18 protein-coding genes are annotated in these 18061 nt (G+C 54.3%); 13 read left to right on the top strand and 5 right to left on the bottom strand.

Features of this window, described 5'->3' with window-relative positions:
* The 5 genes from sapD to pspF form a co-directional block, all read right to left on the bottom strand.
* A complete protein-coding gene (sapD, locus tag ACOTXC_RS02140; RefSeq protein ID WP_003856840.1) occupies positions 1–993 on the bottom strand; it encodes a putrescine export ABC transporter ATP-binding protein SapD in 993 nt (330 codons plus the stop codon).
* Complete coding sequence (sapC, locus tag ACOTXC_RS02135) at positions 993–1883, bottom strand: putrescine export ABC transporter permease SapC (protein ID WP_003856843.1); 891 nt, start codon at positions 1881–1883, stop codon at positions 993–995. Before sapC ends, sapD begins: the two co-directional genes overlap by 1 nt.
* Positions 1870–2835, bottom strand: a complete 966-nt coding sequence (sapB, locus tag ACOTXC_RS02130) for a putrescine export ABC transporter permease SapB (protein WP_421767367.1) — start codon at positions 2833–2835, stop codon at positions 1870–1872. The genes sapC and sapB overlap by 14 nt, the downstream gene beginning before the upstream one ends.
* Positions 2832–4472, bottom strand: a complete 1641-nt coding sequence (gene sapA, locus ACOTXC_RS02125) for an ABC transporter substrate-binding protein SapA (protein WP_022648307.1) — start codon at positions 4470–4472, stop codon at positions 2832–2834. The genes sapB and sapA overlap by 4 nt, the downstream gene beginning before the upstream one ends.
* 88 nt (positions 4473–4560) lie before the next feature.
* Entirely contained in the window at positions 4561–5553 is a 993-nt protein-coding gene (gene pspF / locus ACOTXC_RS02120; RefSeq protein ID WP_421767366.1) for a phage shock protein operon transcriptional activator, read from the bottom strand.
* A gap of 151 nt (positions 5554–5704) precedes the next feature.
* Here pspF and pspA point away from each other — a divergent pair, with 151 nt between their 5' ends.
* From pspA to pgmB, 13 genes are all read left to right on the top strand, one after another.
* Positions 5705–6373 carry a phage shock protein PspA gene (gene pspA / locus ACOTXC_RS02115; RefSeq protein ID WP_022651342.1) on the top strand — a complete coding sequence of 223 codons (669 nt, stop codon included), beginning with the start codon at positions 5705–5707 and terminating at the stop codon, positions 6371–6373.
* Between the two features lie 49 nt (positions 6374–6422).
* Positions 6423–6647 carry an envelope stress response membrane protein PspB gene (gene pspB, locus ACOTXC_RS02110; RefSeq protein WP_022648304.1) on the top strand — a complete coding sequence of 75 codons (225 nt, stop codon included), beginning with the start codon at positions 6423–6425 and terminating at the stop codon, positions 6645–6647.
* Positions 6647–7006 carry an envelope stress response membrane protein PspC gene (gene pspC / locus ACOTXC_RS02105; protein ID WP_006810819.1) on the top strand — a complete coding sequence of 120 codons (360 nt, stop codon included), beginning with the start codon at positions 6647–6649 and terminating at the stop codon, positions 7004–7006. Before pspB ends, pspC begins: the two co-directional genes overlap by 1 nt.
* A 12-nt stretch (positions 7007–7018) precedes the next feature.
* Entirely contained in the window at positions 7019–7243 is a 225-nt protein-coding gene (gene pspD, locus ACOTXC_RS02100; RefSeq protein WP_006810818.1) for a phage shock protein PspD, read from the top strand.
* A gap of 184 nt (positions 7244–7427) precedes the next feature.
* On the top strand, positions 7428–9125 hold the full coding sequence (locus ACOTXC_RS02095; RefSeq protein WP_250116401.1) for a sugar phosphorylase: 1698 nt from the start codon (positions 7428–7430) through the stop codon (positions 9123–9125).
* A gap of 13 nt (positions 9126–9138) precedes the next feature.
* Positions 9139–10431 carry an ABC transporter substrate-binding protein gene (locus ACOTXC_RS02090; RefSeq protein ID WP_421767365.1) on the top strand — a complete coding sequence of 431 codons (1293 nt, stop codon included), beginning with the start codon at positions 9139–9141 and terminating at the stop codon, positions 10429–10431.
* A 21-nt stretch (positions 10432–10452) separates the two neighbouring features.
* Positions 10453–11334, top strand: a complete 882-nt coding sequence (locus ACOTXC_RS02085; protein ID WP_022648300.1) for a carbohydrate ABC transporter permease — start codon at positions 10453–10455, stop codon at positions 11332–11334.
* Positions 11321–12163, top strand: a complete 843-nt coding sequence (locus tag ACOTXC_RS02080) for a carbohydrate ABC transporter permease (protein WP_232934643.1) — start codon at positions 11321–11323, stop codon at positions 12161–12163. Before ACOTXC_RS02085 ends, ACOTXC_RS02080 begins: the two co-directional genes overlap by 14 nt.
* Before the next feature lie 28 nt (positions 12164–12191).
* Positions 12192–13244: a zinc-dependent alcohol dehydrogenase gene (locus tag ACOTXC_RS02075; protein ID WP_421767364.1), complete on the top strand. Its 1053-nt coding sequence runs from the start codon at positions 12192–12194 to the stop codon at positions 13242–13244.
* A 17-nt stretch (positions 13245–13261) separates the two neighbouring features.
* Entirely contained in the window at positions 13262–14050 is a 789-nt protein-coding gene (locus ACOTXC_RS02070) for a sugar phosphate isomerase/epimerase family protein (RefSeq protein ID WP_395036876.1), read from the top strand.
* 11 nt (positions 14051–14061) lie between these two features.
* Positions 14062–15120 carry a Gfo/Idh/MocA family protein gene (locus tag ACOTXC_RS02065; RefSeq protein WP_154818338.1) on the top strand — a complete coding sequence of 353 codons (1059 nt, stop codon included), beginning with the start codon at positions 14062–14064 and terminating at the stop codon, positions 15118–15120.
* Complete coding sequence (locus ACOTXC_RS02060; RefSeq protein WP_421767363.1) at positions 15114–17393, top strand: glycoside hydrolase family 65 protein; 2280 nt, start codon at positions 15114–15116, stop codon at positions 17391–17393. Before ACOTXC_RS02065 ends, ACOTXC_RS02060 begins: the two co-directional genes overlap by 7 nt.
* Positions 17383–18048: a beta-phosphoglucomutase gene (pgmB, locus tag ACOTXC_RS02055; protein ID WP_022648295.1), complete on the top strand. Its 666-nt coding sequence runs from the start codon at positions 17383–17385 to the stop codon at positions 18046–18048. Before ACOTXC_RS02060 ends, pgmB begins: the two co-directional genes overlap by 11 nt.
* Positions 18049–18061: the final 13 nt, after the last annotated feature.

Genomic DNA, 18061 nt, shown 5'->3' with positions numbered 1-18061 from the left:
TCACTCTCTCTCCATGTTCAGCGGGAAATGACAGGCAAACAGATGATTTTTCGGCCCTGTCAGGCGCGGTGTTTCAATGCATTTACGCTGAGCATACGGGCAACGCGGACCCAGACGGCAGCCAATGGGCAGCGATTCCAGCAGCGGTATCGCGCCAGGCAGAGTATTCAGACGGCTCTTGTGTGGCATTGCGCTGCCAAAATCAGGGATCGCCCTGATCAGCGCCTGCGTGTAGGGATGATGCGGCGTCGTCACCAGGTCTTCACTTGGCGCGGTTTCTACCGTTTGTCCGCAATACATCACGTCAATTTTATCCGCCCACTTGCTCAACATTTGCAGGTCATGGCTGATCAGCAAAATGGTGGTGTTGTTATTCTGGTTCAGACGCGTGAGCAGGCGGAAAATCTGCGCCTGAGTCGTTGGCTCCATCGCGTTCGTCGGTTCGTCCGCAATCAGCAGACGCGGCTGATTGGCCAGGGCGATAGCAATCATCACTTTCTGGCATTCACCGTCGGTCAGTTCGTAGGGGAAACTGCGCATCGCGTCTTTATGGTCTTTGATCCCCACACGGTGCAATAGCTCAATGGCACGGCGTTTACGCCAGCCGAAACGCTGCCACCAGCGGCCTTTATAGGTCCAGCCGGGGATATTCTGCATCAGCTGTTTCCCGACGCGCTCGGACGGATCGAGACAGGATTGCGGCTCCTGAAAAATCATCGAGACGTTATGGCCCACCAGTTTACGGCGTTCGCGTGGGGAGAGACGCAACAGATCGATGTCGTCGAAACGCATACGGTCGGCGGTCACCCGCCAGTTGTCCTTTGCCACGCCGCAAATGGCTTTGGCGATTAGACTCTTACCGGAACCCGATTCGCCCACCAGCCCGCGTATTTCGCCCTCAGCGAGCGTAATACTGATGCGATCCACCGCTTTAACCCAGCCTTCGCCCGTTTTAATTTCGATCGTGAGGTTGCGGATATCAAGTAACGGCATTATTGCACCCCCGCATTGATTGCGCGGCGGATCCCGTCGCCAAGCAGGTTAACGAGCAGAACGCTCACCATAATGGCCGCGCCCGGCAGCATGACCGTCCACGGCGCAACGTAAATCAGCTCCAGCGCATCGCCGAGCATTGCGCCCCATTCCGGGGAGGGGAGCTGTGCGCCCAGGTCCAGGAAGCCCAGCGCTGCGATATCCAGAATCGCCATCGACAGGGCGCGGGTGATCTCCGTCACCAGCCCGGCGGCAATGTTAGGCAGCACGGCAAACCACAAAATATTAAACGTGGTGGCACCGTCCAGACGGGCGGCGACGACATACTCTTTCTCCAGTTCGTCGTGAACCAGGCTGTAAACCGATCGCACCATGCGGGGCAGAATGGCCAGCCAGACGGCGAACATCGCATGTGTGAGGTGCGGCCCCGCGAAGGCCACGACGATAATCGCCAGCAACAGCGAAGGAATCGAGAGCAAGGTATCAAGAATATGATTAAGCACGGCAGACCGCAGCCCGTGGGTTGAGCCGGCAAAAATGCCCAGCGCAAGGCCGCATATCGCGGCGGCCAGGGTGACCACGAACGCGCCGCCTACCGTAGGTGCGGCGCCGCTCAGTAAACGACTTAGCACGTCGCGTCCGAGATCATCAGTCCCTAGGAAGAACGAAACCTCCCCGTAACGCGACCACGATGGCGGTAAAAGCTGATAACCAAGGAACTGCTGATCGATGCCATACGGCGCAAACCACGAACCCAAAACACACAGCAACACGAGGCCAATGCAGCCGTAAAAGCCGATCATCGCCGTGGTGTCGCCGTAGAAATTACGCCACACGGTGCGTAGCGCACCAGGCGTGCGCTTTTCGCTGTAGACGTTATCGTAAGGCATACCATTCCTTATGCTTCAACGGGTTGGCCATGGCACCCAAAATATCGGAAACAACGTTAACAATAATAACCAGCGAGCCAATCACCATCACTCCGGCGGAGATCGCAGCGTAATCCTGCTGGCGAATGGCGTTGATCATCCAGCGTCCAAGGCCCGGCCAGCTGAAAACCATCTCGGTGATCATCGCCAGCGTCAGCATGGTTGAGAATTGCAGCCCAAGCCGTGGGATTACCGGCGGCAACGCATTGTGCAGCACATGGCGACGTAGAATCGTCAGGCGAGACAGTCCGCGTGTGGCGGCGGCTTTCACATAGTTTTGATCGAAGACTTCGATAGTGCTGATGCGCATCAGGCGGATCACTTCGGTCGTCGGTGCGACGGCCAGCGTGAGCACTGGCAGCACCATATGGCGCAGGGCGCTCACGATCATTTCGTCGCGCCAGATTGAATCGGAAAGCCAGGCGTCAACGATGGCGAAGCCGCTCACCGTTTGCACGTTATACAGCAGGTCGAAACGGCCAGACACCGGAAGCCAGCCTAACGTCAGTGAGAAGAAGAGGGTAAGCAGCAGCGCCAGCCAGAAAACAGGGATGGAAAAGCCAATTAAGGCAAGCGCGCTGATGAATTTATCCTGCCATTTATTGCGATAAATTCCCGCCAGCATCCCCACCGGGATCCCCACCATGAGGGCAAAGCCAAAGGCGAGTATACACAGCTCCATGGTGGCCGGGAAAACCATCTTCAGCTGCTCAGAGATGAGCTGTCCGTTGATGCTGGACACGCCAAAATCCCAGTGCAACAGGCCGTTAAACCAGAACAGCCAGGCGTCCCAGAGGGATGAGCCCTGAAGCGGGGCGTGCGGCGTAAAGTAGCTAAGGCTAAAGCCGACAAAGGTCAGGAAGAACAGGGTGACCAGCAGTAACAGCAGCCGCCGCAAGGTAAATATAATCATGGTTTTTTCACCTCTTGTTCTTTCTCACGAGTCACGCCCGCGAAGGAGGCGTTACCAAACGGGCTGAGTACCAGCCCTTTTATATCGTAACGGTAGGCCTGAAGGCGCAGGGAAGAGGCAAGCGGCAACACGGGAAGCTCTCTGGCCAGAATATTTTGCGCTTCATCGTAGGCCTCAATGCGTGAAGCAAGCTGTTGAGATGAGAGGGCTTTTTGCAGCACAGCATCAAATTCCCGGTTACACCAGTGCGCGTAGTTGGTCTGGGAGTTGATCGCCGCACAGCTCAGCAGCGGACGGAAGAAGCTGTCCGGGTCGTTACTGTCGGTAGACCAGCCAGCCAGCGTTAAGTCGTGATTCATGTCCATCAGACGCGCCTCCTGGAAACGGCCTTCGACAGGAACGATGATCACCTTCACGCCCACCTGGGCCATATCTGCCTGCAACAGTTCGGCGGTTTTCAGCGGGCTGGGGTTCCACGCCTGAGAGCTGGTGGGTACCCACAGCTGAAGCGTCAGGTTTTCTGCCCCCAGTGCTTTAAGCTGTTCGCGCGCTTTCGCCGGATTATATTCCGTGATCTTCGCCTCGCCGTCATAGGCCCAGGAGGCGCGGGGCAGAATAGAGGCGGCGGTTTCCGCGGTGCCGTAATAAATCGACTGCATCAGACGCTGATTGTTGATCGCTAACGCCAGCGCATGGCGCACGGCCGGATTATTCAGCGGTGGCTTATCGGTGTTAAACGCCAGATAGGCGATGTTCATTCCCGGGCGTAGGGTCAGGCGCAGGCGGGGGTCGTCGCGCAAAATAGTCAACTGGCTGGCCGCAGGCCACGCAAGGACGTCGCACTCACCGGTCAGCAGTTTGGAGAGGCGGCCTGTTCCACCTGAACCCAGATCAACAATAACCTGCGGCATCAGCGGTTTGCCGCGCCAGAAATGATCGTGTCGTTGCAGGCGAATGTATTGTCCGGCGCGGTACTCAGCTAACTGGAAGGGTCCTGTGCCCACAGGCTCACGATCGAGACGTTCCTGACGATCCTTTTTCGTCAGCTGATCCGCGTATTCGGCTGACATGACGGACGCGTAGTGCGTCGCCAGGTGCCAGAGGAAGGAGGCGTCCGGGCGCGTCAGGCGAAACTCAACCGTGCGGTTATCCAGTTTACGAACGCTTTTCACCGTGTCCGCGAATTGCAGACTGTCGAAGTAGGGGAAGTTTCCGCCGTTGACGTTATGCCACGGATGGTTGCGGTTAAAGATGCGCTGGAAGGTGAAAACCACGTCATCCGCGTTGAGCTTGCGGGTTGGGGTAAACCACGGGGTGTGCTGAAAAGCCACATCATCGCGTAGACGGAAGCGGTACGTGGCGCCGTTATCAAGCACTTCCCAACTTTCAGCAAGCTCCGGAACCAGCCGATAGGTATAAGGATCGACGTCGAGCAGGCGATCGTAAATCTGTGCGGCCAGCGTATCAACAATCACGCCGCTCCCCGCCTTTTGCGGGTTAAAGGTATCAACTTGCCCGCTGACGCAATAGACGAAACCACTATCACGAATATCAGGAGGCGCAGTACGATCGGGCGCAGCAAAGGCCAGATTGCTGAACAGACCGAGTGCAAACAGGGATGATAAAACCAGGCGCATAGTTTTTAAGGTTTTTAGATTCGATCTGCAAAGTGTATCGCACTTACGCCTGCTTCGTAAAAATGTCTGGGGGTAAGTGCTGATAATGTCAGCGCATTTGATGTTTTTTGAGCAATGCCCTTAACTGATGGTAGGTCAGACCCAGCAGTTCAGCTGCCCGTTTCTGGTTATATTTCGCCTCTTTCAGGCTCCGTTCCAGCAGTTGCTGCTCCTGATGATGCTGGAACTGGCGTAAATCGAGCGGCAACGCCGGATCATGCTGGCGCGCCGCCGGAGCAAGGGGCTGTTTAACCTCGCGCCGAAACGGATCGAGAATAATGTTGTCCAGTTCGGTCTCGCTGCTGCCATGACGGTAAACAGACCGTTCCACCACGTTTTTCAGTTCACGGATATTCCCCGGCCAGTGGTAACCGAGCAGGGTCTCGGTGGCCTGTTCGCTGAAGCCCGGAAAGAGCGGCAGGCCCAGTTCCCGGCACATTTGAATGGCAAATTGATCGGCCAGCAGCATGATATCGCTGCGCCGCTCACGCAGCGGCGGCAACTGGACGACATCGAAAGCCAGCCGGTCCAGCAGGTCGGCGCGGAATTTATCTTCTGCCACCATCGCGGGCAGATCGGCGTTAGTGGCGCACACCAGGCGAACGTTAACCTGAAGCGGCTGACTTCCGCCAACGCGTTCCAGTTCGCCATACTCAATGACGCGCAGCAGCTTTTCCTGCACCAGCATTGGCGCGGTCGCCAGCTCGTCGAGAAAGAGCGTTCCGCCGTCGGCACGTTCAAAACGACCGGGGTGCCGTTTTTGTGCGCCAGTAAACGCGCCGGCTTCATGACCGAAAAGCTCCGTGTCTAGCAAATTTTCATTCAGCGCCGCGCAGTTAAGCGAAATAAAAGGCCCGTCCCAGCGGCCAGACAGAAAGTGCAGACGGTTAGCGATAAGTTCTTTACCCGTTCCGCGCTCACCGATAATGAGCACCGGTTTATTCAGCGGCGCCAGGCGCGATACCTGCTCAAGCACTTCCAGGAAGCTGTTTGCCTCGCCAAGCAAATTGTCTTTATATTCAGCCATGATGAAATTAACCACTCCTTAGTGATATTCACCAGGTGAGAATAGCCGCTGGATGGATAAATATCAATCACACTCAGTAAAATCAATAAGATAAAAAGTTGGCATGGGATTTGTATTAACTACTCAGCAGGGCATCGCCCGATAACAGAACTATGAGGATTTAATTATGGGTATTTTTTCTCGTTTTGCCGACATCGTGAACGCCAACATCAACTCGCTGCTGGAGAAAGCAGAAGATCCGCAGAAGCTGGTGCGCCTGATGATTCAGGAGATGGAAGACACGCTGGTTGAAGTACGCTCCACCTCCGCCCGCGCGCTGGCAGAGAAGAAGCAGTTAACGCGTCGTATCGAGCAGGCGACTGCCCAGCTTAACGAGTGGCAGGAAAAAGCTGAACTGGCGCTGCGCAAAGATAAAGAAGATCTGGCCCGCGCTGCGCTGATTGAGAAGCAGAAGCTGACCGATATGGTTGCCACGCTGGAACATGAAGTGACGCTGGTGGATGATACTCTGACGCGTATGAAGAAAGAGATTGGTGAGCTTGAAAACAAACTCAGCGAAACCCGTGCACGTCAACAGGCGCTGGCGCTGCGCCACCAGGCTGCAAGTTCGTCCCGCGACGTGCGTCGCCAGCTGGACAGCGGCAAACTGGATGAAGCGATGGCGCGTTTCGAATCGTTCGAACGTCGTATCGACCACATGGAAGCGGAAGCCGAAAGCCACAGCATCGGTAAGCAGAAAACCCTGGATCAGCAGTTTGCTGACCTGAAAGCCGATGATGAAATTAGCGAGCAGCTGGCGGCGCTGAAAGCCAAAATGAAGCAAGACAACCAATAATAAATCCTGCGGCACCTGAGCGTGCCGCATCGCAAGACAAGGAGTACACATGAGCGCGCTTTTTCTGGCAATACCCCTGACAATTTTCGTGCTGTTTGTTCTGCCCATCTGGTTATGGCTGCACTACAGCAACCGCTCTTCTCGCGGGGAGCTGTCGCAAAGCGAGCAACAGCGGCTGGCGCAGCTCTCTTCTGAGGCAAACAAAATGCGCGAACGTATTCAGGCGCTGGAAGCCATCCTGGATGCGGAACACCCGAACTGGAGGGAGCGTTAATGGCTGGACTAAATCTGAATAAAAAACTGTGGCGCATCCCGCAGCAGGGCATGGTTCGGGGCGTTTGCGCCGGGCTGGCACACTATCTGGATGTCCCGGTAAAACTGGTACGTGTGGTCACCGTATTGTCGATTTTCTTTGGCCTGGCCTTTATTACACTGGTGGCTTACATCATTCTGTCGTTTGTACTTGATCCGATGCCGGAAGGTGAGCTGGATGCGGAAAACACGCCAACCAGCAGCGATCTTCTTAACGCGGTGGATGAACAGCTGAGCGCAGGGGAGAAGCGATTGCGCGAGATGGAACGTTATGTCACCTCCGATACCTTTACGCTGAGAAGTCGTTTCCGTCAGCTTTAAGAGAGAACTTACATGAAACAAAACTGGCAACAGGCCGGTCAGAAGGTAAAACCCGGCCTGAAAATCGCAGGTAAACTGGTTCTGATGACGGCGTTACGTTATGGTCCGGCTGGTGTGGCGGGCTGGGCGATCAAGTCTGTTGCCCGTAAGCCGGTCAGAATGTTGCTGGCGGTCGCCCTGGAGCCGCTGTTACAAAAACTGGCAAAACGCGTTTCACGTCGCTACTTTTCACGCTAATCCCGCTCATATAAGCCCTTTCTCGCGCTGAGAGAGGGCATGAATTCCCCCTCTGCTTTTTCTCTTTCTTTGCGGCAGCTCACATTACTGCGTTGCGCTGCTTTGAGAATGCCTTTTTCAGCCCCCAGGTCCGTTGACAGAAATTTTTCATGGGAGTAGATTGCCACTCCGTGGGACCGCTACCATGGAAAATAATGTGAACGCAAAAATTAAATACCTTATCAATCATATTTACGGTGAATCATTTTCAGATGCACACCTTGACGTGTTATTAACTAAGCTTCAACAGGCGGCGGTTAATATTACGGAGAAGCGTAAGTCAGGTTGGGATGAAAAAGATGTTGTTCTGATTACCTATGCCGATCAGATCTCCGCGAAAGGGGAGAAAGCATTGCCGGTATTTACCCGGTTCTATAATGAGTGGCTTTCTCGTACTTTTTCTCATGTCCATCTTTTACCTTTCTATCCGTGGTCATCAGATGATGGTTTTTCCGTTATTGATTATCATACCGTTGCACCTGAAACGGGAAACTGGCGCGATGTCGCGGAATTAAAACAGTCAGCCAGCTTAATGTTTGATTTCGTTTGCAATCATATGTCAGCGAAAAGCGAATGGTTTGCGAATTATCTGGCGCAGAAGCCTGGTTATGAAGATTTCTTTATTTCTGTCGACCCGGAAACCGATTTATCCGCGGTGACGCGCCCACGCGCTTTACCGCTGTTGACGCCGTTTACGCTTAATGATGGCAGCGTACGTCATTTATGGACTACATTCAGCGATGACCAGATCGATCTCAATTTCGCCTCGCCGCAGGTGCTGATTGCAATGGTTGACGTTCTGCTCCATTACCTCATGGAAGGGGCGCGTTATATTCGTCTGGATGCGGTCGGGTTTATGTGGAAAATCCCGGGAACAACCTGCATCCATCTGGAACAAACCCATTGCCTTATTCAGCTGTTCCGCGCCATTACGGACGCCGTGGCACCTGGAACGGTGATCATTACTGAGACAAATGTTCCGCACAAAGACAACATCTCTTACTTCGGTGATGGTGAAAACGAAGCCCAGATGGTCTATCAGTTTTCCTTACCTCCGCTGGTGCTGCATGCCGTTCATCGTCAGGATGTGAAAGCACTTTGCCAATGGGCGGGGTCGCTGGCACTGCCTTCTTCACACACTACATGGTTTAATTTCCTGGCCTCGCATGATGGTATCGGTTTGAATCCGCTGCGCGGCATTCTTCCGGAATCAGAGATCCTCTCGTTGGTCGAAAATCTTCAGCAGGAAGGCGCGCTGGTCAACTGGAAAAATAATCCTGACGGAACGCGAAGCCCTTATGAAATTAATGTCACCTATCTTGATGCGTTAAGTTTACAAGACAGTTCAGATGAGGAACGTATTGCAAGGTTCCTCCTCGCGCATGCTGTGTTGTTAAGTTTCCCAGGCGTCCCGGCTGTTTATATTCAGAGCATTCTTGGTTCGCGGAACGATTATGAAGGCGTCGAACGCCTCGGATATAACCGCGCGATTAACCGGAAAAAATACATGGCGGGGCAGGTCGATAGCGAACTGAATAATAAGAAAAGTATTCGTTCTCAAATTTATTCTCGTTTGAGTGGGCTTATCGCTATTCGTCGCGGGGAAAGCGCATTCCATCCAGACAGTCAGGCTGTTTTCGACGCAATAGGTGAACAAATTCTTAAAATTATCCGTGTTGCTGAAAATGGCGAACGTATTACAGCATTATTTAATTTTAGCAATAAAATGCAGACCGTTTATGAGCAAACGCTATCTGGTAAGGAATTACTATCAGGACAACATATTAGCGGTACGGATCTGACCCTCAATCCATGGCAGGTAATGTGGATTAAAGAAAACTAAAAAGGACCCTAAAATGAAAATGCCCAAAATTGTGCTGTTATCAGCACTGGTTTCGTGCGCCCTGTTATCAGGCTGTAAGGACGATAAAGCATCTCAGGTCACCATTGAGTTTATGCACTCGTCGGTTGAACAGGAACGCCAGGCGGTGATAACGAAACTGATCGAGAAATTCGAGAAAGAGAACCCGTCAATTACGGTGAAGCAGGTACCCGTTGAAGAAGATGCCTACAACACCAAGGTTATTACTCTGGCACGTACCGGTGCGCTACCGGAGGTGATAGAGATCAGTCATGACTACGCCAAAGTCATGGATAAAGAGCAGTTGCTGGATCGTGACGCCATCGGCCGCGCCGTCAAGGCGGTGGGCGAGGAGACATTTTACGACGGTATTTTACGCGTTGTTCGCACGGAAGATGGCAGGGCATGGACGGGGGTGCCGGTTAGCGCCTGGCTGTCCGGCGTCTGGTATCACAAAGATGCGCTCGCGGCAGCGGGTATTGAAGAGCCGCACAACTGGGAGCAACTGCTGAAAGCCAGTCAGGCGCTCAACGATCCGGCTAAAAAACATTACGGTATCGCGCTTCCAACCGCAGAAAGCGTCATGACGGAGCAGGCTTTCTCGCAATTTGCTTTGTCAGGAGGGGCCAACGTCTTTGATGCAAACGGCAGCGTGAAAATCGATACCCCTGAGATGTCGAAAGCGCTGGAGTTTTATAGGGCACTGGCCGCGAACACCATGCCGGGCTCGAATGATGTCATGGAGATCAAAGACGCCTTCATGAACGGTTCTGCGCCTATGGCCGTTTACTCTACCTATATCCTGCCCGCGGTCTTCAAAGATGGCAATCCGGCCAACCTGGGGTTCGTTGTCCCGACGGAAAAATCATCAGCCGTGTACGGCATGATCACTTCTTTGACGATCACTACCGGCCAGACCGAAGAGGAAACGCAGGCCGCCGAGAAATTTGTCACCTGGATGGAGCAGGCTCAGAACGCCTCTGATTGGGTCATGATGTCTCCGGGCGCCGCGCTACCGGTCAATAAACTCGTGGTGGGCACTGATTCCTGGAAAAACAACGACGTTATCAAGGCCTTTGGTCAACTGCCTTACGAGCTGATTGCGCAGTTCCCGAACGTCCAGGTGTTTGGTGCCGTGGGCGACAAGAACTTTACCCGCATGGGAGATGTTACCGGGTCCGGCATTATCAGTTCCATGGTGCATAACGTGACGGTGGGACAAAAAGATCTCAATGCGACGTTAAGCAACAGCCAGAAGAAACTGACTGACCTGATATCACAACGATAGGAGCGCTTTGCGAAGGGAATTATGAAGACGTTGTTTTCTGGTCGTTCAGATATGCCTTTCGCCATGCTGCTGTTGGCCCCCAGCCTGATTTTGCTGGGGGGCCTGGTGGCCTGGCCAATGATTTCTAACATTGAAATCAGTTTTTTACGTTTACCGCTGAATCCGCGTATTGATGCGGTGTTCGTCGGTCTGGATAACTACATTCGCATCCTGGGCGATGCTGCGTTCTGGCACTCCCTGTGGATGACGTTCTGGTATACGGCGCTGGTGGTGATCGGCAGCACCGGACTGGGGCTGGCCGTAGCGATCTTCTTTAACCGTGAATTCCGCATGCGGAAAACGGCACGTTCACTGGTGATACTGTCCTATGTGACGCCGTCTATTTCACTGGTATTTGCCTGGAAATACATGTTCAACAACGGCTACGGAATTGTGAACTATCTTGGCGTTGATCTGCTGCATCTCTACGATCAGGCGCCGCTGTGGTTCGATAACCCTGGCAGCAGTTTTGTCCTGGTCGTGCTGTTCGCCATCTGGCGTTACTTCCCGTATGCCTTTATCTCGTTCCTCGCGATTCTACAGACCATTGATAAATCCTTGTACGAAGCGGCAGAGATGGACGGGGCGAATGCCTGGCAGCGTTTTCGTATCGTGACGTTGCCCGCCATCATGCCGGTGCTGGCCACGGTGGTCACGCTGCGCACCATCTGGATGTTCTACATGTTTGCGGATGTTTATCTGCTCACCACCAAGGTCGACATTCTGGGCGTATATCTCTACAAAACCGCCTTTGCGTTCAATGACCTGGGTAAAGCAGCCGCCATTTCCGTTGTGCTGTTTGTGATCATATTCGCTGTCATTCTGCTGACCAGAAAAAGGGTAAACCTCAATGGCAACAAATAAACGCGTTCTGGGCCGTATCGGTTTTTATCTGGGACTGGCGGTATTCCTGATTATCACGCTGTTTCCGTTTTTTGTGATGCTGATGACATCGTTCAAAAGCGCGAAAGAGGCGATCTCACTGCACCCGACTATCCTGCCGCAGGAGTGGACGTTACAGCACTACATCGACATCTTTAACCCGCTGATTTTCCCGTTTGTGGATTATTTCCGTAACAGCATGTTGGTGTCACTGACCTCCTCGGTCATTGCGGTGTTTCTCGGTACGCTGGGCGCTTATGCATTATCCAAACTGCGCTTTAAAGGGCGCACGACGATCAATGCGAGCTTCTACACCGTCTATATGTTCTCCGGGATCCTGCTGGTAGTGCCGCTGTTCAAAATCATCACCGCGCTCGGCATTTATGACACCGAGCTGGCGCTGATCATCACCATGGTGACGCAGACGTTGCCGACTGCGGTCTTTATGCTGCGCAGCTATTTCGACACTATCCCGGATGAGATAGAAGAAGCCGCGATGATGGACGGCCTGAACCGCCTGCAAATCATCTTCCGCATCACCGTGCCGCTGGCGATCTCGGGTCTGGTGTCAGTCTTCGTTTACTGCTTCATGGTGGCGTGGAATGACTACCTGTTCGCCTCCATTTTCCTGTCCAGCGCCAGCAACTTCACGTTGCCGGTGGGGCTGAACACGCTCTTCAGTACGCCAGATTACATCTGGGGTCGCATGATGGCGGCATCGCTGGTGACCGCACTGCCCGTTGTCATTATGTATGCCCTGTCTGAACGTTTTATTAAAAGTGGTTTGACCGCCGGCGGCGTAAAGGGCTGAGGCGGCCGATTTTAACAAGGAGTGAGTCATGAAAAAATTAGTTGCGACAGCGCCTCGTGTAGCGGCGCTGGTGGAATACGAAGATCGTCCTGTTGCAGCACATGAAGTGAAGATTCGTGCCCGTTATGGCGCCCCGAAACACGGCACCGAAGTTGTGGATTTCCGCGCGGCAAGCCCGTTCATTGATGAAGAGTTTAACGCCGAGTGGCAGATGTTTACCCCACGTGAAGAGGGGGCAGCACGCGGCATCGAATTTGGTAATTTCCAGCTGGGAAACATGATCGTCGGCGACATCATCGAATGTGGTGCGGACGTAACGGAATACCAGATCGGCGACAGCGTTTGCTGCTACGGTCCATTGCAGGAAACGGTCATCGTCAACGCGGTGAACAACTATAAGCTGCGCAAAATGCCGCAGGGCGCATCCTGGAAAAACGCCGTTTGTTACGATCCGGCTCAGTTCGCCATGAGCGGCGTGCGTGATGCTAACGTCCGCGTAGGGGATTTCGTTGTAGTTGTCGGGCTGGGCGCTATTGGCCAGATTGCGATTCAGCTGGCGAAAAAAGCTGGCGCGTCAGTGGTTATTGGTGTCGATCCTATTGAACATCGCTGTGAGATCGCCCGCCGTCACGGTGCGGACCACTGCCTGAACCCAATCGGTACCGATGTCGGTCTTGAAATTAAGAAACTGACCGGCAAGCAGGGCGCGGATGTGATCATCGAAACCAGCGGCTTTGCAGATGCGCTGCAATCTGCGCTGCGCGGACTCGCCTACGGCGGCACGATCTCTTACGTGGCTTTCGCCAAACCTTTTGCGGCAGGCTTCAACCTGGGCCGCGAAGCACACTTCAACAACGCGAAGATTGTCTTCTCCCGCGCATGCAGTGAACCCAACCCGGATTATCCACGCTGGAGTCGCAAGCGTATTGAAGAGACCTGCTGGGAATTGCTGATGAACGGTTATCTCAATTGTGAAGATCTGATCGACCCGGTCGTCACCTTCACCACCAGCCCGGAAAGCTACATGAAGTATGTCGATCAGCACCCGGAACTCAGTATCAAAATGGGCGTTACTTTTTAAGCTAAGGACAGCAAATCATGAAAATCGCAACACAAAACCAGGCCTTTTTCCCGACCACTATCATGGAAAAATTCAAATACATCAAAGCGATGGGATTTGATGGCTACGAAATAGATGGCCGGCTGCTGGTTGAACATCTCGACGAAGTGAAAGCCGCTATCAAAGCCACCGGTCTGCCGGTTACGACGGCGTGTGGCGGATACGATGGCTGGATCGGGGATTTCATCGAAGAACGCCGCCTGAACGGTCTCCAGCAGATTGAACGCATTCTGGAAGCGCTGGCAGAAGTGGGCGGCAAAGGGATTATCGTCCCGGCTGCCTGGGGGATGTTTACCTTCCGTCTGCCGCCAATGACTTCGCCACGTAGCCTGGATGGCGATCGCAAAGCGGTCAGCGCTTCCCTGCGCTGGCTGGATGAGGTAGCAGCGCGCACCGGTACTACCGTCTACCTGGAGCCGCTGAACCGCTATCAGGATCATATGATCAACACCCTGGCCGACGCGCGTCGTTATATCGAAGAGAACGGCCTGAAGCACGTGCAGATCATCGGTGATTTCTACCACATGAACATTGAAGAAGACTCACTGACGGAAGCGCTGCATCACAACCGCGACCTGCTGGGTCATGTGCACATTGCTGATAACCACCGCTATCAGCCGGGCAGCGGCAGCCTCGATTTCGCCAGCCTGTTCGGTCAGCTGCGTGCTGATAACTATCAGGGTTATGTGGTGTACGAGTGCCGGGTTCGTGCCGACGAGCCGGCTCAAGCCTATCAGGACTCACTCAATTACCTGCGTGAATGCTAAGGATGACGAGCGTGATGAGTGCTTCTACACCTTTGCCTCTGCGCGTCGCCATCATTGGCGCCGGGCAGGTTGCAGACAAAGTGCATGCCTCGTATTACGCCACGCGCAGTGATGTTCAAATGGTGGCTGTCATGGACAGCCGCCTTGAGCAGGCACAGGCGTTCGCGGAACGTTATGCCATTCCATCGGCATGGCAGGACGCTCACGAGATGTTGCAGAAAGTAAAACCGGATGTGGTGAGCGTCTGTTCGCCTAACCGGTTCCATTTTGAACATGTGATGGCGGCTCTCGAAGCGGGTTGCCATGTGATGTGTGAAAAGCCGCCGGCAATGACGCCGGAACAGGCCGACCAGATGCGCATCGCGGCGCGCAAGGCAGGAAAAGTCCTTGCGTATGATTTTCATCATCGCTTTGCCCTGGACACCCAGCTCCTGCGCGATGCGGTAATGAACGGCACACTCGGTGAAATTTACTTCACTTCCGCGCAGGCGCTGCGTCGCTGCGGTGTGCCGGGGTGGGGCGTTTTCACCAATAAATCGCTCCAGGGTGGCGGGCCGCTTATCGATATCGGCATTCATATGCTGGATGCTGCGATGTACGTGTTGGGCTTCCCGGCTGTGAAGCGGGTAACCGCGCACAGCTTCCAGAGACTGGGGAACCGGAAACACAACGGTCAGTTTGGCGAATGGGATCCTACGCAGTTTACCGTGGAAGATGCCCTGTTTGGCACGATTGAATTCTGCAACGGCGGCGTTCTGCGTCTGGACACCTCCTTTGCGCTTAACATCCGCGAGCAGTCCATCATGAACGTCTCTTTCTGCGGTGAAAAGGCAGGCGCAACGCTGTTCCCGGCGCATATCTATAACGACGAAGCCGGTGTTTTAGAAACCCTTATCCATCGTGAAGAGGCGGACGATCAGCGCCATCTGCGCAGTATGGATGCCTTCGTGCGTCATGTGCTGGGAGAGCAAGTTATGATCGCTGACGCAGAACAGGGTCTGGTTATACAACAGCTTGTTGCCGCGCTTTATGAATCAGCAGAAACAGGGGAAAGCGTGACATTATGCTGAACGTGTCTGTATTAAACGATCCGGGCTTTTGTCCTCACAGCCTGAACAAATATGCCTCTGTCATGACATGCGGGAATGGATACATGGGCATTCGCGCTACGCATGAAGAAGATTACACCCAGCAGACCAGAGGCATGTATCTCGCGGGGCTTTATCATTGCGCGGGTCGCAACGAGACTACTGAGCTGGTCAATCTGCCGGATATCACCGGTATTGATGTTGAGCTTGATGGCGTCAATTTCACGCTCCTGTCAGGCGAAATTCTTGAATGGCAGCGCGAGCTGGCCTTTGCTAACGGCGAACTGCATCGCAACGTTGTCTGGCGTGCACCCGACGGGAAACGTTATCGGCTGGAGAGCCGTCGTTTTGTTTCGCTGGACCAGTTGCCCTTAGTGGCAATGCAGTTCTCGATCACACCGCTTGATGGCGACGCTCAGGCCGTGCTGAAAACCGGCATAGATGCGACACAAACGAACAGCGGCAGGCAGCATCTGGATGAAATCTCGGTCAGGGTCTTTGACCAGCATTACATGCAGGGCGTGTATGAAACGCAGGACCGGGCGTCTGAGATTGTGGTTTCGGCGTTTTGCCAGCTCTCGACGAAGAGCGACAGCTGTTTCACCGCCAAAAACCGCCGTCTCAGCGTGCATCATTCGCTGACGATTGCTCGAGGTGACACTGTCACGCTTGAAAAGATCGTCTGGGTGGCTCATCGTAGCGAGAAAGCGCTGTCGCAGGAGTCATTCGCGCGCAACGCGCTGGCCGATCTTAAAGTCTGTGCGGCAAGAGGTTATGAGGCGTTGCTTGAAAGCTCAGCGTATGCCTGGAAAGATGTCTGGCGCGACGCACGTGTGGAAGTGACTTCCACAGAGCAACAGGATCAGCTGGCGCTGGATTACGCCGTCTGGCATCTGACGACAATGACGCCTGCTCATGATGAGCGAAGCAGTATTGCGGCGAAAGGGCTGACGGGTGAGGGGTACAAGGGGCACGTCTTCTGGGATACCGAAATTTTCCTGCTGCCGTTCCATCTGTTTACCCGCCCGCAGATTGCCCGCAGCCTGCTACGCTATCGCTGGCTTAATCTGGCAGGCGCACGGGAAAAAGCGCGCCGTAACGGTTGGCCGGGTGCATTGTTCCCGTGGGAAAGTGCGGCCAGCGGACAGGAAGAGACGCCAGAATTCGCGGCAATCAACATCCGCACCGGGGTTCGCCAGAAGGTGGCTTCCGCACTCGCTGAACATCACATCGTGGCTGATATCGCCTGGGCCGTGGTCGCTTACTGGCAGGCAACACACGACGATGCCTTTATGCGGAATGAGGGGCTGACGCTACTGATGGAAACCGCTTCGTTCTGGATGGGACGCGCGACGGAAATCAATGGTCGTCTTGAGATCCATGACGTGATCGGACCGGATGAATACACCGAGCATGTCAACAACAACGCCTACACCAACTATCTGGCCTGGCACAACGTTGCCTGCGCGCGTCAGTTTATGGCGATGTTTGGCCGTGAAGATGCGCGTTTTACGGAGAATGCCGGGAAGTTCCTGGCGCGCCTGTGGCTGCCAGAGGCCGACGCAGACGGTGTGATCCCGCAGGATGATACCTTCATGGCAAAACCTGCCATCGATCTGAGCCGCTATAAAGCCAAAGCGGGTAAGCAAACCATTCTGCTTGATTACTCTCGCGCGGAAGTGAACGAGATGCAGATCCTGAAGCAGGCCGATGTGGTGATGCTTAACTACCTGCTGCCGGAACGGTTTACGCCGCAGCAATGTGCCGCCAATCTTGCGTTCTACGAGCCACGCACGATTCATGATTCATCCCTGAGTAAAGCCATTCACGGCATTGTGCTCGCACGCTGCGGTGACACCGAGGGGGCGTATGCCTTCTGGCGTGACGGTATCGCCATCGACCTGGGGGACGACCCACACAGCAGTGATGACGGTATTCATGCCGCCGCCACCGGTGCGATCTGGTTGGGCGCTATTCAGGGGTTTGCTGGCCTGCACATTAGCGAAGGGGAGCTGCATCTTGCACCGAAACTGCCTGTTCACTGGCAGAAACTCGCCTTCCCGCTGCGGTGGCGGGACGCAACAATGCACATTACCTGTGAAAATGACCAGTTAACCATTGAGACTACCGCACCTGTCACGTTGACGCTGTGGGGTAAAACGCTGCACGTATCAGGGCGAAAAGTCTGCGCGCATAAGGACTTTCTTGCACCTGTTAATGGGACCGCTACCACGGAGGGGCGCCATGACGCTTAACGCTGTTGTATTCGATCTGGACGGGGTGATCACCGATACCGCGCATCTTCACTTTCTGGCCTGGCGCGCCGTGGCGGAGGAGATTGGTATTACCTTCGATGAAGTATTTAACGAACAGCTGAAGGGAATAAGCCGTATGGACTCCCTCCAGCGCATTCTGAAACATGGCGGGAAAGAGGGGATGTTCAGTGACGAGCAGCGCCTGGCGCTGGCGACGAAAAAAAACGCGCTTTACGTCCAGTCGCTGGCATCACTGACGCAGGATTCGCTGCTCCCGGGTATTCGCGACGTGCTGGCGGATATTCGCGCCGCGAAGGTCAAAATTGGGCTGGCATCCGTATCGCTTAATGCCCCTGGGATTTTGCACGCGTTGGGCATTCATCAGGCTTTCGATTTTTGCGCCGATGCTTCGCGCATTTGCCGCTCAAAGCCGGACCCGGAGATCTTCCTTGCAGCCTGTAAAGGACTGAACGTGCGTCCTGAAGAGGCCATTGGTATCGAAGATGCCGCCGCAGGGGTAGATGCGATCAACGCTGCAGGAATGCTGTCGGTCGGGATTGGGCCTGGCCTGAACCATGCGGGATTACAACTTCATTCAACGCAGGAACTGACCTGGGAACGCCTGACGGCGTTCTGGGCATCCCGGGCGTATTGATAAGGAATTAATA

It is taken from the genome of Enterobacter cloacae complex sp. IR5428, assembly GCF_049238585.1.
Lineage (GTDB): Bacteria > Pseudomonadota > Gammaproteobacteria > Enterobacterales > Enterobacteriaceae > Enterobacter > Enterobacter intestinihominis.
The sequence above is the reverse complement of the archived record's forward strand: the minus strand, read 5'-3'. Positions and strand labels throughout refer to the sequence as shown.